The sequence below is a fragment of the Streptomyces sp. DH10 genome, from assembly GCF_029813805.1.
GTDB classification, from domain to species: Bacteria; Actinomycetota; Actinomycetes; order Streptomycetales; family Streptomycetaceae; genus Streptomyces; species Streptomyces coeruleofuscus.
This window is the reverse complement of sequence record NZ_JARVKU010000002.1, coordinates 94,444-117,229: the sequence shown is the minus strand read 5'-3', so window position 1 is coordinate 117,229 and position 22,786 is coordinate 94,444. Positions and strand designations below refer to the sequence as shown.

The following is a 22,786-nucleotide window of genomic DNA, read 5'->3' as shown; positions in this document are numbered from 1 at the left end:
GCCGGTAGAAGGGGTTCACTCATCATGGCCACTGTCTCGTTCGACAAGGCGACCCGGATCTACCCGGGTTCCACCAAGCCCGCTGTTGACGCGCTGGAGATCGACATCGAGGACGGCGAGTTCCTCGTCCTCGTCGGCCCGTCCGGCTGCGGCAAGTCCACCTCGCTCCGCATGCTCGCGGGGCTCGAGGACGTCAACGCCGGCGCCATCCGCATCGGCGACCGCGACGTCACCCACCTGCCGCCGAAGGACCGGGACATCGCCATGGTGTTCCAGAACTACGCGCTCTACCCGCACATGACCGTCGCCGACAACATGGGCTTCGCGCTCAAGATCGCCGGCGTCAACAAGGCGGAGATCCGGCAGAAGGTCGAGGAGGCCGCGAAGATCCTCGACCTCACGGAGTACCTGGACCGCAAGCCGAAGGCCCTCTCCGGTGGTCAGCGCCAGCGTGTCGCCATGGGCCGCGCCATCGTGCGTGAGCCGCAGGTGTTCCTCATGGACGAGCCGCTGTCCAACCTGGACGCCAAGCTCCGTGTGTCCACGCGTACGCAGATCGCCTCGCTCCAGCGCCGCCTGGGCATCACCACCGTCTACGTCACCCACGACCAGGTCGAGGCCATGACGATGGGCGACCGCGTGGCGGTCCTCAAGGACGGTCTGCTCCAGCAGATCGACACCCCGCGCAACATGTACGACAAGCCCGCCAACCTCTTCGTGGCCGGCTTCATCGGCTCCCCGGCGATGAACCTCGTCGAGGTCCCGGTGGCCGACGGCGGCGTGAAGTTCGGCAAGTCGGTCGTGCCAGTGCAGCGCGACGCGCTCGCCGCCACCACCGACAAGACCGTCACCGTCGGCGTCCGCCCCGAGCACTTCGACGTGGCCGGCCCGGAGGCCGAGCTGGGCCTCGCGGTCACCGTCAACGTCGTCGAGGAGCTCGGCGCCGACGCCTACGTCTACGGCACCGCCAAGGTCGGCGACGACTCCAAGGACCTCGTCGTCCGCGTCAGCGGCCGTGACGTCCCGGAGAAGGGCAGCACGCTGCACATCGTCCCGCGCTCCGGCGAGACGCACGTGTTCTCGACCTCCACGGGCGAGCGCCTGTCCGACTGACCCGTCGGCAAACGCACAACCCCGGGTGAATCACCCAAGTTGACGAAGAGGGCCCCGTAGCGTGCTGCGGGGCCCTTCTCGTTGTCGACAAATACCCCGGCAGACCGGACGTTTCGAGCGGTGTGCGTCAACGCCTTACCCAAAAACGGGCACTCTCTCATCCCCCGAACCGGTGACTCAATGTCTATAAACCATTACCCCGCGCTACCCTCACACGCGTGAAGCACTCCACTAACCAACAGACGCGACGCGGCCGGGGCCCCGCCCGCCGGATCGGCCGCTCCCTCGCTTTCGTCCTGCCCGTCGTCCTGGTGCTCTCCGGGACCCTCGCGGTCACCCGAGTCAACTGGTCGGGAAGCCCCTCCGACCCGGTGCTCACCGCCGCGGACACCAGCACGTCCGCCGGCACCCCGCGGGCCGCCAAGGACGCACCGCAGGACATCCTGCGCGACAGGCTGCTCACCGAGCTCCAGGAGGAGAACCCGGGCGTCGCCCTCACCCACCTCCAGCAGGCCGTCAACGGCCGCCCGTCGCTGGCGAAGCACTGTGCGTCCATCGCCCGCGCCCTCGGCCAGGCCGCCGTCCGGGTCTACGGCCCGACGCGCGCCCAGTCCTACGCCCGCCCGGTCTGCGACACCTCCTTCGCCACGGGCGTCGCGGCCGCGCACGGCTGAGCACACGGCCCTGCCGAACGAGAGGGGTGGGAAGCCGGCAGCGATTGACGCGGGAACCTTCGTCCGCCGCGGTACCGGGCGGGACGCCACGTACAGTTCGGTCTCATGAGCGATCCGAGCGCCGCGTCCCGCCCCGTTCAAGCCGTCGTTCTGGCCGGAGGCCAGGGCTCCCGGCTGCGTCCGTACACCGACGACCGGCCCAAGCCGATGGTCGAGATCCCCGGGACGGGGACTCCGATCATCGGCCATCAGCTGTCCTGGCTCGCCGAGGAGGGCGTGACCGACGTGGTGGTCTCCTGCGGCCACCTCGCCGAGGTGCTCCAGCAGTGGCTGGAGACGGCCGATCTGCCGGTCTCCGTCACCACCGTCGTGGAGTCCGAGCCCCTCGGACGCGGCGGCGGCCTCAAGTACGCCGCCGCACATCTGCCCCACCCGGACCGGTCCTGGTACGCCACGAACGGCGACATCTGGACCCGGTTCTCACTGCGTGACATGGCGGACTTCCACACCGAGCGGGACGCCGTCGCGACGCTGGCCCTGGCCCGGCCGCGGCTGCCGTGGGGCGCGGTGAAGACGGACGGCTTCGGCCGGATCACGGACTTCATCGAGGCCCCGCCGTCGACCTTCGAGATCAACGCGGGTGTGTACGTCTTCTCCCCCGGGTTCGCGGGGCTGCTGCCGGACCGCGGGGACCACGAGCGCACGACGTTTCCCCGGCTGGCCCGCGAGCGGAAGCTGGCCGGCTTCACGATCCCCCAAGGGTCGTATTGGCGTGCGATCGATACGGCGAAGGATCTGACGGAGGCCGCGAAGGAACTGGCCGCGTTGGGGCGCTGAGAGCTCTACAGCCCCACGCCCCTGACGGGATTTGAACGGGTCCGGCGGGCGCGCGGTCAGAACAAGTGCAGGCAGTGCGGGGGACGGTCGGCGCGGAAGAGGGCGCCGGCGAGGGCGGCCGCGCTCGGGTGGCGGGCCCGGATGTGTCCGGCCCGCACGAGCGTGCTCGGGGCGGTGCCGCCGAGGTAGACCGAGCCCAGGTCGCGCACGTCCAGGGACAGATCGGGCTCCCGGTCCGTCGGGACGCAGCCTGCCTTGCCCTCCTGGACGGTCAGCAGGTAGCGGCCGTGTTCGCCGAGGAACGGGTCGTCGACGTCGAGGACGAGTTCGCCGTCCGTGGACCAGCCACGCGCGGTCAGCGCCTGCGGGATGTCGAGGAGCCGTACCCAGAGCCAGTCCATGGCGTCGCTCACCTGGCCGGCGCGGAAGTCCGCGAGCTGCCAGCGCAGCGGGTGCTCGGGCGGGACGTGCTTGAACACGATCTGACTGACCAGGTCGTGTCCGAGTACGAACCGGGCCAGGGCCGTGAAGACGGCGTCGTCGGTGGTGATGGTCTCGTCGACCGTCAGGGTGCTGGATTCGCCGATCGAGTAGCTGGCGTAGCCGTCCGGGACGCCGTCGGCGTCCCGGTGGACGGCGACGTAGCGCGGCTCCGGCGAGATCGGGGGCTGCCCCGCGCGCAGGGCCCACCAGCGGTGCGGCCGGGACAGTGCGCCGGGCTGGGCGCGGCGGTACCGGTCGTAGACCTCTTCCAGGATCTCGCCGCACTCGGCACGCCGCAGTACCTCGACCGAGCCGTTGTCCGAGCCCGCTGGGGCACCCGCCGCGGTGCGGGCCCGGGGAGCGGCGAGGGCGGCCTGGCGGCGCGGCACCGTCAGCCGCTGCGTGTAGGTAGCCGGTCCGTAGCCGAACCTGCCGTAGATCGGGGCCTCGGAGGCCAGCAGCACGGAGAGGAAGTCCCCCCGGGCCCGCGCCTCGGTCAGCTGGTGCCGCATCATCGCGCTGAGCACGCCCTGGCGCCGGTGGGAGGGCAGGACGCCGACGGCGGTCACCCCGGCGACCGGGACGATGGCCTCACCGGGCAGGGTGAGTTCGAAAGGGTGCTCGGCGGCGGTGCCGACGGGCCGCCCGTCCGCCGTCAGGGCGAGCAGGCAGTGGTCCATTTCGAGCGCCGACCACCAGAGCCCGCCGCCGTCGACCGGGGTTTCCGGGAAGCGCCCGAACGCGGCATGGACCGTGTCGACGAAGACGTCGAGATCCCTGTCGGTCGTGGAACGGATCTCCATCGCGGCCGCTGCCTCCTCGGGATACCGGCACCACGACGCGTGGTGTCCCGCCACAGTGCAGCGTCGGCCCGTGGCCCGGTCAAACGAATTACGGCTCCGCCGAGGCCCGAGACCCCGACGTGCCGGCCGGCCAGCGCCGCGAGCACGCCCTGCCTCCTCGCGCCGGTCGGACGTGTGTCGTCACATCCGACCGGCGCAAGGCCGGTGGGCACTGATCCGTTGATCGTTCCGATCGGAGGACTAGCCCAGCAGGCCGCCCACCAGACCCGGTCGGCCCTTGGACGAGGAGCCGCCTTCGCCCGAGCCGCCGGTCGAGCCGGAGCCGCCGGTCGCCGTGCCACCGGAGGTCGGGCCGGAGGTGGTGCTCGGGGCCTGGCCGGCCGGGGAGGACTGCTGGGGCGGGGCCTGGCCCGCGCTGCCCTGGGTCTGACTGGGCGAGCCGCCGGTGACGGTGCCGGTGTCCCGGGTGGCGTCCGGCCTGGTCGAGGTGCCCGCGCTGGGGCTGGCGGAGCCGGCCGTGGCGCCCTGGGTGGGCGAGGTGGAGGCCGACGGGGTCCGCTTGTCCTGCCGCTTACCGGGGGCCTCCGGGAGCGGCGAACCGGGCAGTTCGTTGCGCGGGGCCTCGCCGGGCCCGGGAACGACGACCCGGTCGGCGTCGCGAACGGCGCCGCCGACCAGCGAGCCGACGAGCAGCGTGAGACCGACGGTGACGGCGGTGACGAGGGCGCCGCGGCGCAGCACGTAGCGGCGCAGGTCCCAGATGTCGGCGCGGGGCCCGAGGCGGCGCCAGGCGCTGCCGGCCAGGCGGCCGTCGACGGAGTAGACGGGGGCACCGGCGATGATCAGCGGGGACCAGGCGGCGAGGTAGATGATGTCGGGGGTCTCGTAGGCGGGGACGCTCTTCCAGCTGACGGTGACCAGCAGCGCGGCCGACAGCAGGGCGCCGAAGGAGGCGGCGACGCGCTGCCAGCAGCCGAGGACCGTCAGGACGCCGACGATGACCTGGGCGAAGGCGATGGCCAGTCCGGTGCCGACCGGGTGCTCGAAGGCGAACTGGCGCAGCGGCTCGGCGACTTCCCAGGGGTGCAGGGTGTTGAGCCACTTGACCATGGAGCCGCGCTTGCCGCCGTCGAAGTAGACGGGGTCGCACAGCTTGCCCATGCCGGCGTAGATGGAGATGAAGCCGAGGAAGACGCGCAGCGGGAGCAGGACGACGCCGAGGTTCATCCGGCGGCTCGGATAGTAGGCGTGCCGTGCCGGGTCGTCGCCGTGGCGCTTGACGGGCCGCTCGATGTCGTCCGTCTCGGGCGCGAGGTCCTCGGACTCCGCTTCCTCGTAGGCGGGTTCGTCGTAGGCGCTGCCGACCGTGCGCATGGGCGGCAGCAGCCGGGTGCCGTCGGCGGGCTCGTGCGTGCGCTGCGGGCCCACGACGGGGGTCTCCACCGTCTGGGTGAGGTCGTCCTGGTAGCCGTCGCCCGGGTAGCGGTCACCCTCGTAGCCGGTGCCGCCGTAGCCGCCGTCCTGGTATCCGGCGCCGTAGCCCGGACCCTGCGGGTCGGTGCCCACGCGGGAGATGACCTGGGTGGCCCCGGTGTCCGTGGCGGACTCGTCGGGGTGGCGGACGCTCTCGTGCCGGACGGCCTGGAGGAGCCGGTGCGCGCCGGTGTCGTCGGGCGCGGACTTGCCGCTCCAGACGACGGGCCGGCGGCGGGTGTTGGCCCCGTCCGCCGCGCCCCCGGCGGTGACGACGGGGATGCGGGCGGTGTCCTCGCTGGCGGTCAGGTGCCGTGCGACCCGTGGGGACTGGACGCGACGCGTCGAGACGCCCAACTGCACGCGGAAACTCGCGTGATTGACGATGACCTGCGCCGGGTCGCTCGGCACCTTCACCATGCTCAGCGCGGGAGCGTCGTCGAGTCCCGACGAGCGGTCCCCCGTGGGTGTGCGGGGTGTTCTGGTGTCCACACTCATCTAACCGAGTGACGTCGGGATAGGACACTGCTTTGACTCGCCGGATCTGTCCGGACCCCGTCAAGCTTGCCCTCGTCGCCCCGATGTTCCCGGAATTAACCCGTACAGGTGAGGTGGCGGACGCCTGTTCAGCTGCGCCGGCGGGCCGCCTCGTACAGCACGATCCCCGCCGCCACACCGGCGTTGAGCGACTCGGCGCCGCCCGGCATCGGGATCCGCACCCGGTGGTCGCAGGTCTCCCCGACCAGCCGGGACAGCCCCTTGCCCTCGCTGCCGACGACGATGACGACGGGCCCGCCCAGGGCCTCCAGTTCACCGATCTCGACCTCGCCGTCGGCGGCCAGGCCGACGACCACGATGCCGGCCTTCTTGTACGCCTCCAGCGCGCGCGTCAGGTTGGTGGCGCGGGCGACGGGGGTGCGGGCGGCCGCACCGGCGGACGTCTTCCAGGCACCCGCCGTCATCCCGGCGGCCCGCCGCTCGGGTACGACGACGCCGTGCCCGCGGAAGGCGGAGACGGAGCGGACGACCGCACCCAGGTTGCGCGGGTCGGTGACACCGTCGAGCGCGACGATCAGCGGGTCCTCGCCGTCGTCGAGGGCGGCGTCGGCGAGGTCCTGCGGGTGGGCGTACTCGTACGGCGGGACCTGGAGCACGAGCCCCTGGTGGTTCAGCCCGTTCGTCATCCGGTCGAGCTCGGGACGGGGGGCCTCCATGAGGTTGATCCCGCCGCGCTCGGCGGCGAGCTGGAGGGCCTCACGGACGCGCTCGTCGTTGTCGATGAACTGCTGGACGTACAGCGTGGAGGCGGGCACGCCGTCGCGCAGCGCCTCGTAGACCGGGTTGCGGCCGACGACCAGCTCGGACGTGGACTTGCCGCCGCGGCCCCGGGGCGCGGGACGGCGGGCCGTCTGCCGCGCCTTGGCGCCGGCGACACGGTTCTTCTTGTGTCCCTTGCGCATCTCGGCGGGCGGAGTGGGGCCCTTGCCCTCCAAGCCCTTGCGCCGCTGGCCGCCACTGCCGACCTGCGCGCCCTTCTTGCCGGACATGCGGCGGTTGTTGGCTGCCATGACCTACCTGTCTGTGGGTGCGGTGACGTACGTCTATGAAGTGTGCCGCCCGGAGGCCCGGGCGGCACAATCGATCTTCCGGATCGCGGCCGGATCAGCGCGGTCCGAGGCTCCAGCGCGGCCCTTGCGGGCTGTCCTCGATGACCAGACCGGACTGGCTCAGCTGGTCGCGGATGGCGTCCGCGGTGGTCCAGTCCTTGCGGGCCCGGGCGGCCTCGCGCTGGTCGAGGACGAGTCGTACGAGGCTGTCGACCACGCCGTGCAGATCGGCGCCCCGGTCGCTCTCCCCGGCCCAGTGCGGGTCGAGCGGGTCGAGCCCGAGGACGCCGAGCATGACACGGACCTCGGCGAGCCGGGCCACCGCGGCTTCCTTGTCGTCGGCGGCCAGCGCGCTGTTGCCCTGCCGGACAGTGGTGTGGATGACGGCGAGCGCCTGCGGCACACCCAGGTCGTCGTCCATCGCCTCGGCGAAGGCCGGCGGCACATCGGCGGCCGGCTCGACGGCACCGGCCTTCTCCACCACGCGCTGCACGAAGCCCTCGATCCGCGCGAACGCCGACTCGGCCTCGCGCAGCGCCTCCTCGCTGTACTCGATCATCGAGCGGTAGTGCGGGGTGCCGAGGTAGTAGCGCAGCACGATGGGCCGCCAGGCCTTGACCATCTCGCTGACCAGGACGCTGTTGCCGAGCGACTTCGACATCTTCTCGCCGCTCATGGTGACCCAGGCGTTGTGCACCCAGTACCGCGCGAAGTCGTCGCCGTAGGCCTTGGCCTGGGCGATCTCGTTCTCGTGGTGCGGGAAGACCAGGTCGAGGCCGCCGCCGTGGATGTCGAAGGAGGTGCCGAGGTACTTGTGCGCCATGGCCGAGCACTCCAGGTGCCAGCCCGGGCGGCCGCGGCCCCACGGCGTCTCCCAGTCCGGCTCACCCGGCTTGGACGCCTTCCACATGGCGAAGTCCCGCGGGTCGCGCTTGCCGGAGACGCCCTCGTCGGGCTGACGCAGATCGTCGATGTCCTGGTTCGACAGCTGCAGGTAGCCCGGGAAGGAGCGCACGTCGAAGTAGACGTTGCCGTCGGCCTCGTAGGCGTGCCCGCGCTCGATGAGGCCGCGCATCATCTCGACCATCTCGGTGATGTGGCCCGTGGCACGCGGCTCGTAGGTCGGGGGCAGGCAGCCGAGGGCGTGGTAGCCGTCGTTGAACGCCCGCTCGTTCTCGTAGCCGATGGCCCACCAGGGGCGGCCCTGGTCGGCCGACTTGATGATGATCTTGTCGTCGATGTCCGTCACGTTCCGCACGAACGTGACGTCGTAGCCGCGGTACTCGAACCAGCGGCGCATGATGTCGAAGTTCAGACCCGACCGGATGTGCCCGATGTGCGGTGCCGCCTGCACGGTGGCACCACACAGGTAGATCGAGACGCAACCCGGCTTGAGCGGGGAGAAGTCACGGATCTGCCGGGCGCTGGTGTCGTACAGGCGAATAGTCACGGGACCAGGGTAGTAGGCCATGGGGGGTGTGTGGGGCAGTGCCGTTCACCCGACCCGTACGACCAGCGCCGTCGCCACCGCCACCAGGCCCTCGTCGCGTCCCGGGAAGCCCAGTCCGTCCGTCGTCGCGCCCGACACCGACACCGGTGCTCCCGCCGCCTCCGACAGGAGCTTCTGCGCCTCGTCCCGCCGTTTGCCGATCTTCGGCCTCGGGCCCACCACCTGTACGGCGATGTTGCCGATGCGGAAGCCCGCCTCGCGGACGATCCGGGCGGCCTCCGTCAGCAGCGTGACGCCGGACGCGCCCGACCACTCGGGGCGGCCCGTGCCGAAGTGCTGTCCCAGGTCGCCGAGGCCGGCCGCCGAGAACAGCGCGTTGCACGCGGCGTGCGCGACGACGTCCGCGTCCGAGTGGCCCGCCAGGCCCGGGCCCTCGCCCTCCCACTTCAGGCCGGCGCACCACAGCTCGCGGCCTTCCTCGAAGGCGTGGATGTCGGTACCGATGCCGACCTGGGGCAGCGGCATCCCGGGCGTCGTGTCAGAAGCCATCGTTGAGCCTCCTGCGGGCCAGGACCGCCTCCGCGAGCACCAGGTCCAGGGGCCGGGTGACCTTGAACGCCTCCTCGTGGCCGGGCACCGCCACGACCGTGAGGCCGAGCTGCTCGACCATGCCGGCGTCGTCGGTGACGTCTCCGGTGACCGTCTCGTGCGCCCGCACGAGTGTCGTCCGGTCGAAGCCCTGGGGCGTCTGCACCGCCCGCAGCCGCGCGCGCTCCGGCGTGGCGACGACCGGCTCCGGCTCGCCGGGAGTCCCGGCCGGCTCGACCTGCTTGACGGTGTCGGCGAGCGGCAGCGCCGGGACCACGGCCGGGGCGCCCTCGCGTACGGCCTCGATCACGGCGTCGACCGTGTCGACCGGCACCAGCGGCCGGGCCGCGTCGTGCACCAGCACGATGTCGTGGCCGGGCGGCAGCGCGTCCAGGCCGAGCTTCACGGACTCCTTGCGGGTCTGCCCGCCCGGCACGACGAGGAAGTCGGTCCGCTCGGGCAGCGCGTGTGCGTCGAGCAGCGACCTGACCTCGGCGGCGCCTTCGGGCGGGGCCACGACGACGACCAGCGAGACGGCGCGGGAGGCGGCCATCGCGCGGACCGCGTGGATGAGCATGGGGGTGCCGCCCAGCGCGCGGAGCGCCTTGGGGGCGCCCGGGCCGAGCCGTACACCACGGCCGGCGGCCGGGATCACGGCCGCCGTACGGGCTGCCGAGGGGGTGGCCGACGGCGAAGGGCGCGAATCGTCAGACATCGGTTCCTGTCAGGTTTGTGTGTTGCCCTGGCGTGGGTATGGCCTGGAGGAGTGCCGGGCGCGACGCGCTCGACCGGACCCTTCCGTGACGCTGGTCGAGCCGGCTGCCCGGGCCCGGCACACCAAGCACCGGGTCGTGAGTGATAACACATCCGGCGGTGACGGCGCATTCGGCGTCCGAGTGCGAACATGCCGCAGCGCCCGGCGACAAAGGAATCGTCATCGGGCACCGCGGCATTTCGATGTTGCTGAGTGCTGAGCGACAGGCGTCGCCTCAGGAGGCGAGAACCTCGTCGAGCAGGGCCTCGGCCTTGTCCTCGTTGGTGTTCTCCGCGAGAGCGAGTTCGCTCACCAGAATCTGGCGGGCCTTGGCGAGCATGCGCTTCTCACCAGCGGAGAGTCCGCGCTCGCGCTCACGACGCCACAGGTCACGCACGACTTCCGCGACCTTGATGACATCGCCCGAGGCGAGCTTCTCCAGGTTTGCCTTGTAACGACGGGACCAGTTCGTGGGCTCCTCGGCGTACGGCGCGCGCAGCACCTCGAAGACTCGGTCCAGCCCGTCCTGACCGACCACATCACGCACGCCGACGAACTCCGCATTGTCCGCTGGCACACGCACTGTCAGGTCACCCTGGGCGACCTTCAGCACCAAGTAGGTCTTGTCCACGCCTTTGATCTGGCGAGTTTCGATAGCCTCGATCAGCGCGGCCCCGTGATGGGGATAGACCACGGTGTCGCCAACCTTGAACGTCATGTGACAGGTACCCCTTCCGTGGCTATCCAGAGTAACACGGAAACTGTGGGTTCTGAATGGCGTTTTCGCAGGTCAGGGCGTATCTCGGGGCTTGACAAGTCCAACAGGAACGTGCTTCGGACAGGGAGTGGAGGAAGGTATTCGCAGGTCGGAGCGGCTCTCCGGGCCGAGCGAAACGCGTACGTTACACGCATCCGGAGCCTCCCCCAAGCGGCCGAACATCCCCATATGTCCGGTTCCGTATGATCGACTTCCGCTACTCCGTTCGGCGGCCCGAGCCGGGTTCCGGTCGAATCCGGAATTGATCACCGGGCGTCCGGACGAGCCCCACGGTGATCAATTCCCAGGTGGTCCGCACATTCCTTCACGTAAATTTCGCGCTGCCGCCCGAGGCTCTTATGTGAATGGCGGACGGGCACCCCGCAATGTGACCCAGCCGTCACTTGTGGCTCAGCGGGGCCACAGGCGCCGGGGGGTCGGGTGCGGCCAGGCGGGAACGGCTCGGTAACCTAAGGCCCGCTGACAGACACATAGGGCGGCTTTTCCGGCCGCTCCGCTCTCGAGTCAAGGAGTTGCCGCCGCCGTGAGCAGCAGCCTTCGACGCGGCGTCCTCGCCGCTGCCGCCATCGCGTTCTCCGTTGCCTCGCTCGCCGCGTGCGGTGCCGGCAACAACGCGCAGACCCTCGAGATCCAGCCGGACCACGCGGCGACGAGCGTCGGCAACATCAAGGTCCAGAACGCGATCGTGATCACGCAGCCCGACCTCGAGTCGACCGGCCCGGCCGCGGTCTCCGCCACCTTCTTCAACTCCGGCAGCACCGCCGAGACGCTGGAGTCCATCACCCTCCCCGGCACCGGCGAAAAGGCCGAGCTCAAGCCCGCCAAGGGCGGCAGCCTGAGCATCCCGGCCGGCGGCAGCCTCGTCCTGGGCGGCAAGGACAACGCCACGGCCGTGCTGCCGAGCGGCCGCGAGGCCGCCCAGGACGGCAACGCCCAGAAGGTCACCTTCACCTTCAGCAAGACCGGTGACGTGAGCCTGCGCGCGTTCGTCGTCCCCTCCGAGCACCACTTCACCGAGTGGGGCCCGACCGAGGTCCCGGCCGCGCCGGGCGGCTCGGCGTCCCCGTCCGGTTCGCCGTCGGGCAGCCCCTCCGGTTCGCCGGCCGGCACCGAGAGTCCCGCCGCGGGCGAGACGCCGGGCGGCCAGGAGTCGCCGGGCACGCCGACCGACGCGGCCTCCGCGAGCGCGTCGACGGGCGCGGGCGCCGGGCACTGAGCCCGCGCGAGGCAGTCGTACGAAAGGGCGGGACCTCCTGGGAGGTCCCGCCCTTCGCGTTCGCCCTACGCGGCCGGTTTACGGCTCGAACTTGTAGCCCAGGCCGCGGACCGTGACCAGGTAGCGCGGGGCGCCCGGGTCCGGCTCGATCTTGGCGCGCAGGCGCTTGACGTGGACGTCGAGGGTCTTGGTGTCACCGACGTAGTCGGCACCCCAGACGCGGTCGATGAGCTGCATGCGGGTGAGCACGCGGCCGGCGTTGCGCAGCAGCATCTCCAGCAGGTCGAACTCCTTCAGCGGCAGGTCGACCTTGGTGCCGCCGACGGTGACCACGTGCCGGTCGACGTCCATGCGGACCGGGCCGGCCTCCAGCGCGGCCGGAGTCACCTCCTCCGGCTCGCCTCTGCGGCGCAGCACGGCACGGATACGGGCGACCAGCTCGCGGGAGGAGAAGGGCTTGGTGACGTAGTCGTCGGCTCCTATCTCCAGGCCGACGACCTTGTCGATCTCGCTGTCCTTGGCGGTCACCATGATCACGGGGACGTTGGAACGGCCGCGCAGCTGGCGGCAGACCTCGGTGCCCGGCAGGCCGGGCAGCATCAGGTCGAGGAGGACGAGGTCGGCGCCGTTGCGCTCGAACTCGTCGAGTCCGTCGGGCCCGGTGGTCGCGACGGCGACCTCGAAGCCCTCCTTGCGGAGCATGTACGACAGGGCGTCGGAGAAGGACTCCTCGTCCTCGACGACGAGCACTCGGGTCACGGAAGGACCTCCGGGGCAGGAAGCGTTTCGTACGCGGTTGATTCGGGGGATGTGGGGGTGGACCGCCCGGCCTCTTCGTCGAGGCCCGCGCCTCCTGCGCGTGCTGTTCGGGCGGGCTGCTGATGTGCGCGGTCGCGGGCCGCACCGGCCTCCGGCAGCCGCAGGGTGAAGGTGGAGCCCTGGCCTTCGGCGCTCCACACGGTGACCTCCCCGCCGTGCGAGGCGGCCACGTGCTTCACGATCGCCAGCCCCAGTCCCGTGCCACCGGTGGCACGGGAGCGGGCCGGGTCGACGCGGTAGAAGCGCTCGAAGATGCGCTCCTTGTCCTTGTCGGAGATGCCGATGCCCTGGTCGGTGACGGCGATCTCGATGTGTTCCCCGCCGGGCGCGTTCACCTTGCGGGCCGCTATGCCGACGCGGGTGCGGGCGGGCGAGTAGTTGACCGCGTTCTCGACGAGGTTGCCGAGGGCGGCGGCGAGCTGGCCGCGGTTGCCCCACACATGCAGGTCGGCGGTGCCGCCCGCGGCCATGGTGATCTCTTTGGTGCCGGCCTGGTGCCGGCAGCGGTCGATGGCCTCGGCGACGAGCTCGTCGACGCGGACCGGCTCGGCGTCCTCCAGCGGGTCGTCGTTCTGCACCCGCGACAGGTCGATGAGCTCCTGCACCAGGCTGGTGAGCCGGGTCGCCTCGATCTGCATGCGCCCGGCGAACCGCTCGACGGCCTCGGGGTCCTCGGAGGCGTCCATGACAGCCTCGGAGAGCAGGGAGAGGGCACCGACGGGCGTCTTCAGCTCATGGCTCACGTTCGCGACGAAGTCGCGCCGCACCGCCTCGATCCGGCGGGCCTCGGTGAGGTCCTCCACGAGCAGCAGCACCAGCCGGGAGCCGAGCGGCGCGACCCGGGCGGAGACGGCCAGGGCCTCCCCGCGTCCGGTCCCGCGCCGCGGCAGGTCCAGCTCCACCTGGCGTATCTCCCCGTCGCGCCGGGTGTCCCGGGCCATCTGGAGCATCGGCTCGACGGCGAGCTTGCCGCCGCGGACCAGGCCGAGGGCGTACGCCGCCGAGCTGGCCTTGACCACGGCGTCCGCCTCGTCGAGCACGACGGCGGAGGACCTGAGGACCGACAGGACGGTGTCCACGCCCGGTGGCAGCACGGGATCCGTGTGCAGGGAGGTCCGAGTGGGGCGCTTCTGTTCGCGCTCGCTCCAGCGGAACGCCAGCATGGCGATGACGCCGGTGAGCACTCCGGCGATCGCAGCCGCTGCGGCGACCGCCGCGTTCACGTCCATGCACCCAGGTTAGGCATGGGTCGGGCACGGGCCACAGCCGTCGGGCTGCGAGCTCGAACACTCGTCGCCCAGAGTTCACCTTGGAGCCAGTACTGGTTCATTTGGGATGACGGAAACGGACGCGTACGGGCCGGAACGTGGGAGCGTGGGGTTCGGACCGTTGGTTATACGACGGTCGTACCGCCGGTTGTTCGGTGGGCCCCGGCCCATGAACCCCCGACACAGACGCACGAGAGGGAAGCCTGATGCGGGACGCGTACCACGAGGAACTGGACTCGATCGGCGACGGTCTGGTGGAGATGGCCCGGCTGGTCGGCTCGGCGATCGGGCGCGCCACCACCGCCATGCTCGACTCCGACCTGAAGCTGGCCGAGAACGTCATCGAGGCCGACCAGAAGGTCGACGAGCTCCAGCACGACCTGGAGGCCCGGGCCATCGCCCTGCTGGCGCGGCAGCAGCCGGTGGCGACGGACCTGCGCATCGTCGTCACGTCGCTGCGCATGTCGGCCGACCTGGAGCGCTCGGGCGACCTCGCCCAGCACGTGGCGAAGCTCGCCCGCCTGCGCTACCCGGACCGCGCGGTCCCGAGCGACCTGCACGCCACCATCCTGGAGATGGGCCAGCTCGCCCAGCGCCTGATGGCCAAGGCCGCCGAGGTGATCATCACCAAGGACGTCGACCTGGCGCTCCAGCTGGAGCAGGACGACGACGAGATGGACCTGCTGCACCGCACCCTCTTCCGGCACCTGATGGACGACCGCTGGAAGCACGGCATCGAGACGGCCGTGGACGTGACGCTGCTCGGCCGCTACTACGAGCGGTTCGCCGACCACGCGGTCTCGGTCGCCAAGCGGGTGGTGTACCTGGTGACGGGTGAGCACGCGGACGAGCTCCAGGCTGACTCGCAGCCGGAGATCCAGGCGGTGGCGGGGTCGGAGAGCGCCTGACGCCCGGTCCTGCTCCGGCGTGAAAGGGCCGGGCGGGAATCGGCCGGGGCGCGCGGTCGCCTCTGTGCGCCGTTGATGCGCCCAGCGGAACGGGCATCCAATGGGCACAGGCACCAGCCTTGAGGAGGGACCCATGGCCGAATCCCCCAGCACCACGCCCGACCCCACGCAGGAGCGCGAGACCGAGCAGCCCGTGGAGATCAGGAGCCTGCCCCTGGTCGCCGCGTGCGGCTGCGGCTCGGGCTGCGGCTGCGGGTGCCAGTCGGGCAGCCCCTGCCAGTGCGGCTGACGCCGGCACCTTCGTACGGCCAGCAGGGCCCCGGTGGTTCTCCGCCGGGGCCCTGCTGCGTTGTGGTCGCCTCCGTGCCCGTACGGGCGGACCATGGAAGTACGCCCGCTGTCCTGGCGTACCGCCGGACACCGCGCTACTGGCGTACCGCCGGGCACTGCGAAGGAGGGACGACGTCATGGCCAAGTTCATGGATGTCCACCACAGCATGAAGGGCATCACGGAAGAGCAGCTGCGCGAGGCGCACAACGCGGACCTCGCCATAGAGAAGGACGAGAGCGTCCACTTCGAGGCGGCCTGGGCGGACCCGGAGTCGGGCGTCGTCTACTGCCTCTCCGAGGCACCCTCCGCGGAAGCGGTCCAGCGCATTCACGAACGCGCGGGGCACAAGGCGGACGAGGTCCATCCGGTGCCGTTGAGCGTCACGTGACGTGAGCGGTGCGGCCGGCCGGTCGGTCGCCCGGTCGGCCGGCCTGTCGGTCACCCCGGTCGGCCGGCCTGTCGGTCGCTCCGGTCGGCCGGCCTGTCGGTCACCCCGGTCGGCTGGTCTGTCGGTCACCGGAGGGACGGGAGCCCGCGGAGGCGGTGATGTTGACGGTGACGGCGAGGGTGGTCGTGGCGACGAAGGCGGCGAGGAGCACTCGGAGGAGAGGGCGGCGGCGGTGACGGGTCATGGGAACAGCTCACCAAGCCCCGTATCGCCACACCATCGGGAACGTCCCGGAAGCGGATCAGGGAGCGGACGCGGAACGCTCCGGGACCTGCCCTAGGGTCCCGACAGCGGGCTCAGCAGGCGCGGCGGGCTCAGCAGGCCCAGACAACTCACGGTACCCAACGGATTTGGGCTCAGTGGGATCAGGGGACTCCGCGGGCTCAACCGGCGCCGGCTCCTCCTCCGGCACCCGCCGCATCAACGCGCCGTACCCCAGTCCTGCCACCGTCCCGACCACCGCGCACAGCCCCCAGAGCCACTCCGCCCCGAACCGGTCGATGACGAAGCCGGACATCAGCGGCGCGACCAGGCCGGCGACGGACCAGGACATGGTGTACATCCCCTGGTAGCGCCCGCGTCCGTGGAGCGGGGACAGCCGTACGACGAGACCCGTCTGCGTCGGGGCGTTGACGATCTCGGCCAGCGTCCACACGCACACCGTGAGGGCGATGACGCCGACCGACCCCGCGAAAGCGGTGAGTCCGAAGCCGTACCCCGCGAGGAGCGAGGAGATGACGAGCAGCCGACGGGAGTCGCGGTGCTCGATGAACCGTGTGACCGGGATCTGGAGCACGACGATCAGGACGCCGTTCACAGCGATCGCCATGCCGTACTCGGCCGGCGTGAACCCGGCCTCGCCCATCGCCACCGGCAGTCCGATCGCTCCCTGCTGGAAGATCAACGCGATGAGGAAGGACAGCCCGACGACGCCCATGAAGCGCCCGTCGCGCAGTACGGTCCCGAGGCTGACGGAGCTGTCGGAGACCGCGGCCGTCTTCTCGGAAGCGGAGGCCGTCTTCACCGTCTCGGCGGGCTTGGACTCCGGCAGCCGCAGGAAGACGAGGATCGCGCAGACCATCGTCATCCCCGCCTCGATCAGGAACCCGGCGAGATAGCTGACCTCGGCGATGAACCCGGCCGCCATGGAGGACACGGCGAAGCCGAGGTTGATGGCCCAGTAGTTGAGGGAGAAGGCGCGGATACGGTCCTCGGGCCGGACGATGTCGGCCATCATCGCCTGCACGGCGGGCCGGGACGCGTTGCTGGCCATGCCGACGAGGAACGCGACTGCGGCGATCGCGACCGGGTGGTGCATGAACCCGAGGAGCGCGACGGACACGGCGGTCGAGGCCTGTGCGATCAGCAGCGTCGGCCGCCGCCCCAGCCGGTCAGTCATCACGCCACCGCCCAGTGAGGAGATCACCCCGCCGAGCCCGTGCAGGGCGGCGACCAGGCCGGCGTACGTGGCGGAGTAGCCGCGGTCGAGTGTCAGGTACAGCGCCATGAAGGTGGCGACGAAGGCGCCGAGCCGGTTGACGAGGGTGCTGGTCCACAGCCACCAGAACTCGCGGGGCAGTCCGGAGACGGTCTCCCGGACGGCACGTCTGGCACGCAGGGCGTACGGCATGGACGGCATGGGCTCCCCCGGGCGCAAGAGTGCAGAGATGCGAGGACGACGCGGCGGTGTAAGTGGCACAGCCAGCAGGCACAAATTACAAAGCCGCGATTGACCGCGGCCACTCAATTAACAGAACCCGTCAAACGTCCGCCTGCCGGGCAGCCACGCGAACGGGCGAATGCGTGGATTACGCTCTGGGGCATGGCCGACGCACCGTACAAGCTGATCCTCCTCCGCCACGGCGAGAGCGAGTGGAACGAGAAGAACCTGTTCACCGGCTGGGTGGACGTCAACCTGACCGCGAAGGGCGAGAAGGAGGCGACGCGCGGCGGCGAGCTGCTGAAGGACGCCGGCCTGCTCCCCGACGTGGTGCACACGTCCCTCCAGAAGCGCGCCATCCGCACCGCGCAGCTCGCCCTGGAGTCCGCCGACCGCCTCTGGATCCCGGTCCACCGCAGCTGGCGCCTGAACGAGCGCCACTACGGCGCCCTCCAGGGCAAGGACAAGGCCCAGACGCTCGCCGAGTTCGGCGAGGAGCAGTTCATGCTGTGGCGCCGCTCCTACGACACCCCGCCGCCGGCGCTGGACCGTGACGCCGAGTACTCCCAGTTCTCCGACCCGCGCTACGCGACCCTCCCGCCGGAGCTGCGCCCGCAGACGGAGTGCCTCAAGGACGTCGTCGTCCGCATGCTCCCGTACTGGTTCGACGCGATCGTCCCCGACCTGCTCACCGGCCGCACGGTCCTGGTCGCCGCCCACGGCAACAGCCTGCGCGCCCTGGTCAAGCACCTGGACGGCATCTCCGACGAGGACATCGCGGGCCTCAACATCCCGACGGGCATCCCGCTGTCCTACGAACTCGACGCCGACTTCAAGCCGGTGAACCCGGGCGGGACGTACCTGGACCCCGATGCGGCTGCGGCGGCTATCGAGGCGGTCAAGAACCAGGGCAAGAAGAAGTAAGCAGAGCTGATCAAGGCCCCTACCTGCGGTTTCTCCGCTGGCAGGGGCCTTGTTGCTGGGGTGGGGCCGTCTGTGGGCCGTCAGCTGCTTGGTCTGGCCGTGCTCAGTGCCTGGGGAAGCCCGGCTCCGGCTGTTCCCTCGCTCCTGCTTGTGCTCCCACCTCGCGCAGGGCCGTCACGGCTTCCTCAGCGTCTTCCTGAGGCACGCCGACGAGGACCACGGCTGGGATCTGTGTTGCAAGAACCTTGCTGCGCCAGAGGCTCAGTCCCGTCAGTCGACGAACGACCTGAACGACGTCCAGCACACGGACGCCGGTGTCAGTGAGCACTACGTCATGTGGCACGTCGTCGCACACCAGCGAGACGTACTCGTCTGCCATCGCCACTCCAGCCCCTCTCCGTATCGGAGCGTACGAGCCCTCAACCGCCATGTCGGGTCGGTTTGGCTGCTTCGAAGATGGAGGCCACGGCCTTACGAATGCGCTCCTGGCTGGACGGCATGAGGTGTGCGTACACGCGAAGGGTGAGGCCGGGGTCCGAGTGGCCGCGCCAGTTCAGAAGGGGTCCACCTCCGACATTTCGGAGGTGGACCCCTTCTGGCATCCAGGCGTGGCGCCCCATGGCCACGGCGGCGCCGACGAATGCCAGGCCGAACAGCGTCCCCACTACGAACTCCCCCACACAGCCATCCCACGGCCTCGGGGCCGGTCGGGCCGTGCAGATGTACCGCCGTCAGGGCCTGGCGGCGGACACGTGGCGAGCCAACTCGGTGGCCAGGCGTCGCATGACCGTGCGGTTGGCGTGCCGCATCGTGGTCCGCACGACAGGGGCCAGCAGCCGGTCGGCGAGAGGGGCGCGCACCCACGTGTACGTGAACGAGATGTGAGTCCCACCCGTTGGCAGCGGTTCGATGGCGTAGGTGCCGTGGGCCAGTCGCCGACCGGCCGCGCTGACGTTGTGTTCGACGATGCGCCGCGGCGCCTCGGCATCGACGACCTTGATGGTGACATCGGTCTTCGTGCCGCCCAGCGCGGCAGTGACCGTGGCGCACGATCCGATGCCACGGGCGGGGCCGCTATAGCGCCAGTTGGTCAGGTAGTGGTCGGTGAACCGCTCGTGGTGAGCCATGACGTCGAGGAAGCCGTAGACCTGCTCGGGCGTCTGAGGTACATCGATCGACACGGTGACAGACTTCATGTACCACACGGTACATGCGACATGTACCGATTGGTACAGTCGTGAGGTGGTGACTATGGATGACTCGCACCCCGAGGGCGAGGCCGAGCAAGGCGCGCGTGGGGATCGGCGCGCACAACTGGTGGACGCGGCTGTCGACCACGTTGCTGCACACGGCATCGCGGATCTGAGCCTGCGCGGCCTGGGCGCCGCGATCGGTGTCAGTCACCGCATGCTGATCCACTACTTCGGCTCCAAGGAACAGTTGCTCGTCGAGATCGTCCGGACGTCGGAGCGGCGCCAGCGCGATGTGCTGTCCCGGCTCCACCAGGAGCCCGGCCTCTCGCCCGTCGATGTCGCGCGGCTGCTCTGGCAGCAACTGACGGACCCTCGGCTGGCCGGTCAGGAGCGGCTCTTCTTCGAAATCTGCGGATACGCGCTGCGCGGCCGCCCCGAGGCCGTCCCGGCCCTCGAAGGGCTTGTGACGGACTGGCTGGAGCCGCTCGTGGCCGCTGAGGTCGGCGCAGGCACCGAGCCCGCCAGAGCCCGGCACCGGGCCAGGCTGGGACTCGCCACGGTCCGCGGCCTGCTGCTCGACCTGCTCGCCACCGGTGACCGCGCCGGCGTCGACTCGGCAATGGAGGAGTTCCTCCGGCTGTACTACGGCTCGGAGTGACGAGTCACCGATCAGGCAAAGCGACCCCGCCGACATCGTCCGCGTCGCTCTCGACGGCCTGGCGGACGGCTGGCTCGCACAAGCGCCGTCCCCGAGTTATGCGTTGATATTCCGCCATCCAATCGGTCCGGCGATCATCTGACTGCCGTCTACCGGCGGGGCCGCGCCTGCGGCCACGAAGCGCGGCGACTCGTCCGAGACCTGTTCCAGGCTGGCGGCCTGGGGGCTCCGATATTCAGTGGCGGAGATATTCAGTGGCGGAGCCGCCCGCTGCCGTCCACCATCCCCCCATGGCCTCGGACGAGCACATCAGTGAACCAGCGGTGAGTCGATGGACGCGGGCGACCGTGTATCCCGACATGTGGGTGGACCCGGACGACGACCCGCGCGAGACCGACGTGGTCGAAGTCGTGGATGAGCGCAGTGCGTTGCTGGAGAGTCTTCGTCACTATCGCCTCACGCTGGAGATGAAGTGCGCGGGGCTGGACGCGGAGCAGATGGCCCGGCGGTCGGCGGCGCCGTCCACGATGTCGTTGCTGGGGCTGGTGCGGCATCTGACCGAGGACGAGCGGCACTTCCGGCGGGTGATGGCCGGGGAGGACGCGCCGAAGCTGTACCGCACCGAGGAGGACCGGGACGGTGACTTCAACGGGGCGGTCGCGGACCCGGCGGTCGTGGAGGCGGCGTGGCGGCAGTGGTGGACCGACGTGGAACTCACCGACCGGTATCTGGCCGGTGTCACGGACCTCTCCACCCTGAACGCCGGGTACTCCGACTACGGGGCCGAGCCCGGCGGGCAGCTCCAGCTCCGTGACGTCCTGGTGGCGCATGTCGGGGAGTACGCGCGCCACTGCGGGCACGCCGATCTTCTGCGCGAGCTGATCGACGGCCGGGTCGGGCAATGACGACGACGCCGGGAAGTGGCCCGGCCGTCGACCATTACCTCTCGGGTAATCGACCGGGCTCGGCCGTCCCCGGCAGGATCGGACCTGTTCCCACGAAGCCCGTCCGGGATCCGGCCGGCCGTAGTCGCGAGGAGAGTGCCATGTCCCTGAAGTCCAGCCCGCTGACCACGACTTCCGTTGCCGAGTCCACCCGGGCCGTCGTGCAGGAGTTCCTCGCCGCGCGGCTCGCCGGGGACACCGAGCGGCTCGTCGAGCTGTTCGCCGACGAGGTGGACTGGGTGCTCGCCGACAATCCGGGTGTCCCGTGGATCCGGCCTCGGTCCACCGCCGCCGAATGCGCCGCGCAGTTCACCGAGTTGATGGAGCACACCGTGCCCGAGGACGCCCGCGCCTCCCTCGACGCGTTTCTCGTCGACGGCGCCGACGCCGTGCTCACGGGGCACCTGTCGGGGACCGTACGGGCGACGGGGAAGTCCTTCGAGGGGCCGTTCGCGCTGCGCCTCACCGTCGAGAACGGCCGGATCACCCGGCACCACCTCTACGAGAACAGCCTGTCGATCGCCGAGGCCTGTACTCCGTGAGTGCCGCGGCTGCTCAGTTCTGGCGGGCCGGCCGCCAGTACTGACGCTTCTCCTCGTCCCTGACGACCACGCCGAGCCGCAGCAGCTCGCGGCGCAGCTCACGGGCGTCCTTGGCGTCGTCGTCGCTCTTCAGGGCCTTCGCGCGGGCCCGCAGAAGGGCGTCCGCGCCCTCCGGGAGGCCCGGGGTGCCGGGGACCCAGCGGCGGAACTCGGCTCGGTACGGGTCCTCCTCCGCCCAGCGGTAGCCGTGCTCGGCGAGCGTGTCGGCCAGACGCTGCCAGGGCAGGCCGGAGTGTTCCCGGGCCAGTTCCATGCCGTCCGGGGCCAGCACCACGAGTTGCTTGCCGTCCCTGCACAGCACCGCGATCTCCTCGCGGGTGAACTCCTGGGTGGTGTCCCTGATGGTCAGGGCCAGGTGCGTGTCGGAGACACGGACCGACAGCGACTCGTGCACGGCGAAGAGGCCCAGCAGCAGGCCGCCGAGCGCGCCGACCCCGACCGTGCCGAGGGTGAGGGCGGGTTCCGGGACCGACGTCAGCAGTTCGGCCGGGCCCTCCAGCGGTGCCCACGGCAGCTTCAGCAGCAAGCGGGCGAGGAGCGGGAGCACGCCGCCGATGCCGACGCCGCAGGCCACGCAGAAGAGTGTGATCAGCCAGGCCGACTCGGCCAGTTCCGTGTCCTTGCCCGCGCCCGCCTGCGGCACCCGCGTCTGCCCCATCTGAACGTTCCTCGCGTCCTCCATGAGGCGAGTCTCGTCGGGCGGGGCATGCGCTGTCGTCAGCCGTTGGTCTACGCGTCCGCGACTTTGGTCGCCGGGCGGGGACAGGTCCCGTCTCACGGGTGCATCCGCGCCCCCTTCACCACCTTGTCCACCGCGTTCTTCGGGCCGTAGACCGCGAGACCGACCAGGTCCAGGTCCGCCGTCGGCACCGACCGTACGGCCGCGCGGTTGTCGCGGTCGTTGCCCGTGGCGAAGAGGTCCGAGGTGAAGATCGCACGGGGCAGGGAGCGGGAGAGGGCGCGGGTGTGGGCCGTGGTCAGGGTTTCCTTCGTCGCCTCGAAGACCAGGACCGGCTGGCGTAACATCGGCAGGTAGGGCACGCCGTCCGCGTCCTCGTACGGTTCGCCGATCACCTCGGGGAGCCGCGTGCCCAGACCGCTGACGAGGAACGACGTCACGTTGAGCCGCTGCCAGGGCTCCAGGTCGGCGCGCAGCAGGACGGCGATCTTCGTGTCGAAGCGGATCGGCTCCGGAGCCGGTTCGGTGTGCGTGTTCATGATGCGAGCGTGCCCGGCGGCCCTCGCCGGGGTCTTG

General features: G+C 70.7%; 26 protein-coding genes. 11 read left to right on the top strand and 15 right to left on the bottom strand.

The annotated features are described in order from the left end of the window. The first annotated feature begins 24 nt into the window (after positions 1 to 24). The 3 genes from QC385_RS04120 to QC385_RS04110 all read left to right on the top strand — a co-directional run bounded on the left by QC385_RS04120 (position 25) and on the right by QC385_RS04110 (position 2,624). Positions 25 to 1,113, top strand: a complete 1,089-nt coding sequence (locus QC385_RS04120; RefSeq protein ID WP_279539881.1) for an ABC transporter ATP-binding protein — start codon at positions 25 to 27, stop codon at positions 1,111 to 1,113. 218 nt (positions 1,114 to 1,331) lie between these two features. Continuing rightward, the gene (locus tag QC385_RS04115) at positions 1,332 to 1,787 is read left to right on the top strand and encodes a hypothetical protein (protein ID WP_279539880.1); all 456 of its coding nucleotides are present in this window, start codon (positions 1,332 to 1,334) and stop codon (positions 1,785 to 1,787) included. Positions 1,788 to 1,892: 105 nt separating this feature from the next. Then, positions 1,893 to 2,624: a nucleotidyltransferase family protein gene (locus QC385_RS04110; protein WP_279539879.1), complete on the top strand. Its 732-nt coding sequence runs from the start codon at positions 1,893 to 1,895 to the stop codon at positions 2,622 to 2,624. A 56-nt stretch (positions 2,625 to 2,680) separates the two neighbouring features. Here the strand turns inward: QC385_RS04110 and QC385_RS04105 are convergent, their stop codons facing one another. The 7 genes from QC385_RS04105 to QC385_RS04075 all read right to left on the bottom strand — a co-directional run bounded on the left by QC385_RS04105 (position 2,681) and on the right by QC385_RS04075 (position 10,500). After that, positions 2,681 to 3,910 carry a GNAT family N-acetyltransferase gene (locus QC385_RS04105; protein WP_279539878.1) on the bottom strand — a complete coding sequence of 410 codons (1,230 nt, stop codon included), beginning with the start codon at positions 3,908 to 3,910 and terminating at the stop codon, positions 2,681 to 2,683. Between the two features lie 240 nt (positions 3,911 to 4,150). Next, a complete protein-coding gene (locus tag QC385_RS04100) occupies positions 4,151 to 5,881 on the bottom strand; it encodes a DoxX family protein (RefSeq protein WP_279539877.1) in 1,731 nt (576 codons plus the stop codon). Positions 5,882 to 6,009: 128 nt separating this feature from the next. Next, positions 6,010 to 6,951, bottom strand: a complete 942-nt coding sequence (rlmB, locus tag QC385_RS04095; protein ID WP_279539876.1) for a 23S rRNA (guanosine(2251)-2'-O)-methyltransferase RlmB — start codon at positions 6,949 to 6,951, stop codon at positions 6,010 to 6,012. Positions 6,952 to 7,045: 94 nt separating this feature from the next. Next, positions 7,046 to 8,440, bottom strand: coding sequence for a cysteine--tRNA ligase (cysS, locus tag QC385_RS04090; RefSeq protein WP_279539875.1), 1,395 nt, complete (start codon positions 8,438 to 8,440; stop codon positions 7,046 to 7,048). A gap of 45 nt (positions 8,441 to 8,485) precedes the next feature. Continuing rightward, the gene (gene ispF, locus QC385_RS04085; protein WP_279539874.1) at positions 8,486 to 8,989 is read right to left on the bottom strand and encodes a 2-C-methyl-D-erythritol 2,4-cyclodiphosphate synthase; all 504 of its coding nucleotides are present in this window, start codon (positions 8,987 to 8,989) and stop codon (positions 8,486 to 8,488) included. Beyond that, positions 8,979 to 9,743 (bottom strand): 2-C-methyl-D-erythritol 4-phosphate cytidylyltransferase, encoded by a 765-nt coding sequence (gene ispD, locus QC385_RS04080; RefSeq protein WP_279539873.1) that lies wholly within the window; start codon positions 9,741 to 9,743, stop codon positions 8,979 to 8,981. Before ispD ends, ispF begins: the two co-directional genes overlap by 11 nt. A 274-nt stretch (positions 9,744 to 10,017) precedes the next feature. Next, a complete protein-coding gene (locus tag QC385_RS04075; protein ID WP_003953493.1) occupies positions 10,018 to 10,500 on the bottom strand; it encodes a CarD family transcriptional regulator in 483 nt (160 codons plus the stop codon). 583 nt (positions 10,501 to 11,083) lie between these two features. On the opposite strand from QC385_RS04075, the gene QC385_RS04070 reads away from it, so the two are divergent. Then, complete coding sequence (locus QC385_RS04070; protein ID WP_279539872.1) at positions 11,084 to 11,776, top strand: DUF461 domain-containing protein; 693 nt, start codon at positions 11,084 to 11,086, stop codon at positions 11,774 to 11,776. A gap of 78 nt (positions 11,777 to 11,854) precedes the next feature. On the opposite strand, the gene QC385_RS04065 is transcribed toward QC385_RS04070, so the two are convergent. Both QC385_RS04065 and QC385_RS04060 read right to left on the bottom strand, forming a co-directional pair. Continuing rightward, positions 11,855 to 12,535 carry a response regulator transcription factor gene (locus tag QC385_RS04065; protein ID WP_004929857.1) on the bottom strand — a complete coding sequence of 227 codons (681 nt, stop codon included), beginning with the start codon at positions 12,533 to 12,535 and terminating at the stop codon, positions 11,855 to 11,857. Beyond that, a complete protein-coding gene (locus QC385_RS04060) occupies positions 12,532 to 13,824 on the bottom strand; it encodes a sensor histidine kinase (protein ID WP_279539871.1) in 1,293 nt (430 codons plus the stop codon). Before QC385_RS04060 ends, QC385_RS04065 begins: the two co-directional genes overlap by 4 nt. Before the next feature lie 245 nt (positions 13,825 to 14,069). Here QC385_RS04060 and phoU point away from each other — a divergent pair, with 245 nt between their 5' ends. From phoU to QC385_RS04045, 3 genes are all read left to right on the top strand, one after another. After that, positions 14,070 to 14,771: a phosphate signaling complex protein PhoU gene (phoU, locus tag QC385_RS04055; RefSeq protein ID WP_086845439.1), complete on the top strand. Its 702-nt coding sequence runs from the start codon at positions 14,070 to 14,072 to the stop codon at positions 14,769 to 14,771. Between the two features lie 133 nt (positions 14,772 to 14,904). Beyond that, the gene (locus QC385_RS04050) at positions 14,905 to 15,060 is read left to right on the top strand and encodes a hypothetical protein (protein ID WP_167407414.1); all 156 of its coding nucleotides are present in this window, start codon (positions 14,905 to 14,907) and stop codon (positions 15,058 to 15,060) included. 178 nt (positions 15,061 to 15,238) lie between these two features. Then, positions 15,239 to 15,490, top strand: coding sequence for an SCO4226 family nickel-binding protein (locus QC385_RS04045; RefSeq protein WP_279539870.1), 252 nt, complete (start codon positions 15,239 to 15,241; stop codon positions 15,488 to 15,490). Between the two features lie 100 nt (positions 15,491 to 15,590). Here the strand turns inward: QC385_RS04045 and QC385_RS04040 are convergent, their stop codons facing one another. Next, positions 15,591 to 15,734 carry a hypothetical protein gene (locus tag QC385_RS04040; RefSeq protein ID WP_279539869.1) on the bottom strand — a complete coding sequence of 48 codons (144 nt, stop codon included), beginning with the start codon at positions 15,732 to 15,734 and terminating at the stop codon, positions 15,591 to 15,593. Between the two features lie 57 nt (positions 15,735 to 15,791). After that, on the bottom strand, positions 15,792 to 17,180 hold the full coding sequence (locus QC385_RS04035; protein ID WP_443032845.1) for an MDR family MFS transporter: 1,389 nt from the start codon (positions 17,178 to 17,180) through the stop codon (positions 15,792 to 15,794). Positions 17,181 to 17,372: 192 nt separating this feature from the next. Between QC385_RS04035 and QC385_RS04030 the strand changes: the two genes are divergently transcribed. Then, entirely contained in the window at positions 17,373 to 18,134 is a 762-nt protein-coding gene (locus QC385_RS04030) for a phosphoglyceromutase (protein ID WP_279539867.1), read from the top strand. Positions 18,135 to 18,237: 103 nt separating this feature from the next. Here QC385_RS04030 and QC385_RS04025 read toward each other — a convergent pair whose 3' ends face one another. Beyond that, positions 18,238 to 18,513, bottom strand: a complete 276-nt coding sequence (locus QC385_RS04025) for a ribosomal protein L7/L12 (protein WP_279539866.1) — start codon at positions 18,511 to 18,513, stop codon at positions 18,238 to 18,240. 352 nt (positions 18,514 to 18,865) lie between these two features. After that, positions 18,866 to 19,330 carry an SRPBCC family protein gene (locus QC385_RS04020; RefSeq protein WP_279539865.1) on the bottom strand — a complete coding sequence of 155 codons (465 nt, stop codon included), beginning with the start codon at positions 19,328 to 19,330 and terminating at the stop codon, positions 18,866 to 18,868. A 55-nt stretch (positions 19,331 to 19,385) separates the two neighbouring features. Between QC385_RS04020 and QC385_RS04015 the strand changes: the two genes are divergently transcribed. The 3 genes from QC385_RS04015 (at position 19,386) to QC385_RS04005 (ending at position 21,471) form a co-directional block, all read left to right on the top strand. Then, positions 19,386 to 19,985, top strand: a complete 600-nt coding sequence (locus QC385_RS04015; protein ID WP_279539864.1) for a TetR/AcrR family transcriptional regulator — start codon at positions 19,386 to 19,388, stop codon at positions 19,983 to 19,985. 290 nt (positions 19,986 to 20,275) lie between these two features. Continuing rightward, positions 20,276 to 20,890: a DinB family protein gene (locus tag QC385_RS04010; protein ID WP_279539863.1), complete on the top strand. Its 615-nt coding sequence runs from the start codon at positions 20,276 to 20,278 to the stop codon at positions 20,888 to 20,890. Between the two features lie 140 nt (positions 20,891 to 21,030). Further along, positions 21,031 to 21,471 (top strand): nuclear transport factor 2 family protein, encoded by a 441-nt coding sequence (locus QC385_RS04005; RefSeq protein WP_279539862.1) that lies wholly within the window; start codon positions 21,031 to 21,033, stop codon positions 21,469 to 21,471. 13 nt (positions 21,472 to 21,484) lie between these two features. Here the strand turns inward: QC385_RS04005 and QC385_RS04000 are convergent, their stop codons facing one another. Next, complete coding sequence (locus QC385_RS04000; RefSeq protein WP_279539861.1) at positions 21,485 to 22,189, bottom strand: YqeB family protein; 705 nt, start codon at positions 22,187 to 22,189, stop codon at positions 21,485 to 21,487. 116 nt (positions 22,190 to 22,305) lie between these two features. Next, entirely contained in the window at positions 22,306 to 22,749 is a 444-nt protein-coding gene (locus QC385_RS03995; RefSeq protein ID WP_279539860.1) for a DUF2000 domain-containing protein, read from the bottom strand. Positions 22,750 to 22,786: the final 37 nt, after the last annotated feature.

Coding starts and splice junctions, on each gene's coding strand:
- QC385_RS04120 (WP_279539881.1), top strand. CDS start 25: ATGGCCACTGTCTCGTTCGACAAGGCGACCCGGATCTACCCGGGTTCC.
- QC385_RS04110 (WP_279539879.1), top strand. CDS start 1,893: ATGAGCGATCCGAGCGCCGCGTCCCGCCCCGTTCAAGCCGTCGTTCTG.
- QC385_RS04105 (WP_279539878.1), bottom strand. CDS start 3,910: ATGGAGATCCGTTCCACGACCGACAGGGATCTCGACGTCTTCGTCGAC.
- QC385_RS04100 (WP_279539877.1), bottom strand. CDS start 5,881: ATGAGTGTGGACACCAGAACACCCCGCACACCCACGGGGGACCGCTCG.
- rlmB (WP_279539876.1), bottom strand. CDS start 6,951: ATGGCAGCCAACAACCGCCGCATGTCCGGCAAGAAGGGCGCGCAGGTC.
- ispF (WP_279539874.1), bottom strand. CDS start 8,989: ATGGCTTCTGACACGACGCCCGGGATGCCGCTGCCCCAGGTCGGCATC.
- ispD (WP_279539873.1), bottom strand. CDS start 9,743: ATGTCTGACGATTCGCGCCCTTCGCCGTCGGCCACCCCCTCGGCAGCC.
- QC385_RS04075 (WP_003953493.1), bottom strand. CDS start 10,500: ATGACGTTCAAGGTTGGCGACACCGTGGTCTATCCCCATCACGGGGCC.
- QC385_RS04060 (WP_279539871.1), bottom strand. CDS start 13,824: ATGGACGTGAACGCGGCGGTCGCCGCAGCGGCTGCGATCGCCGGAGTG.
- phoU (WP_086845439.1), top strand. CDS start 14,070: ATGCGGGACGCGTACCACGAGGAACTGGACTCGATCGGCGACGGTCTG.
- QC385_RS04050 (WP_167407414.1), top strand. CDS start 14,905: ATGGCCGAATCCCCCAGCACCACGCCCGACCCCACGCAGGAGCGCGAG.
- QC385_RS04045 (WP_279539870.1), top strand. CDS start 15,239: ATGGCCAAGTTCATGGATGTCCACCACAGCATGAAGGGCATCACGGAA.
- QC385_RS04040 (WP_279539869.1), bottom strand. CDS start 15,734: ATGACCCGTCACCGCCGCCGCCCTCTCCTCCGAGTGCTCCTCGCCGCC.
- QC385_RS04035 (WP_443032845.1), bottom strand. CDS start 17,180: ATGCCGTACGCCCTGCGTGCCAGACGTGCCGTCCGGGAGACCGTCTCC.
- QC385_RS04030 (WP_279539867.1), top strand. CDS start 17,373: ATGGCCGACGCACCGTACAAGCTGATCCTCCTCCGCCACGGCGAGAGC.
- QC385_RS04025 (WP_279539866.1), bottom strand. CDS start 18,513: ATGGCAGACGAGTACGTCTCGCTGGTGTGCGACGACGTGCCACATGAC.
- QC385_RS04020 (WP_279539865.1), bottom strand. CDS start 19,330: ATGAAGTCTGTCACCGTGTCGATCGATGTACCTCAGACGCCCGAGCAG.
- QC385_RS04015 (WP_279539864.1), top strand. CDS start 19,386: ATGGATGACTCGCACCCCGAGGGCGAGGCCGAGCAAGGCGCGCGTGGG.
- QC385_RS04010 (WP_279539863.1), top strand. CDS start 20,276: ATGGCCTCGGACGAGCACATCAGTGAACCAGCGGTGAGTCGATGGACG.
- QC385_RS04005 (WP_279539862.1), top strand. CDS start 21,031: ATGTCCCTGAAGTCCAGCCCGCTGACCACGACTTCCGTTGCCGAGTCC.
- QC385_RS04000 (WP_279539861.1), bottom strand. CDS start 22,189: ATGGGGCAGACGCGGGTGCCGCAGGCGGGCGCGGGCAAGGACACGGAA.
- QC385_RS03995 (WP_279539860.1), bottom strand. CDS start 22,749: ATGAACACGCACACCGAACCGGCTCCGGAGCCGATCCGCTTCGACACG.